This window comes from Mammaliicoccus stepanovicii (assembly GCF_002902525.1).
GTDB lineage: Bacteria > Bacillota > Bacilli > Staphylococcales > Staphylococcaceae > Mammaliicoccus > Mammaliicoccus stepanovicii.
Map to the genome: position 1 here is coordinate 1 of NZ_PPQZ01000080.1, position 355 is coordinate 355.

Below are 355 nucleotides of genomic sequence, written 5' to 3' on the forward strand. Positions count from 1 at the left end.
ATCAGATTCGTCTTTATTTGGAATACCATCATTATCCGCATCTTCGTCTCCATCTGGTGTACCATTTCCATCAGAATCAGGATTTGTTGGATCAGTGCCCGCAACTTCTTCATCTTTATTGTTGATACCATCGCCATCGATATCAGGATCTTGATCATCTGGAATGCCGTCGCCATCAGTGTCATTCACCTTAGGTGTCGTGATATCAGGTTTACCATCGTTATCTTTATCCGTTACCGTTGTGCCGTTCGGATCAGACTCGTCTTTGTTTGGAATACCATCATTATCGGCATCTTCATCACCATCTGGTGTACCATTACCATCAGAATCAGGATTTGTTGGATCAGTACCTGCA

General features: G+C 43.1%; 1 protein-coding gene. It reads right to left on the reverse strand.

Translation table 11 applies throughout. From position 1 onward, the window contains the following. A partial coding sequence (locus tag CD111_RS12505; protein ID WP_206124244.1) for a hypothetical protein occupies positions 1 to 355 on the reverse strand: 355 nt, incomplete at both ends.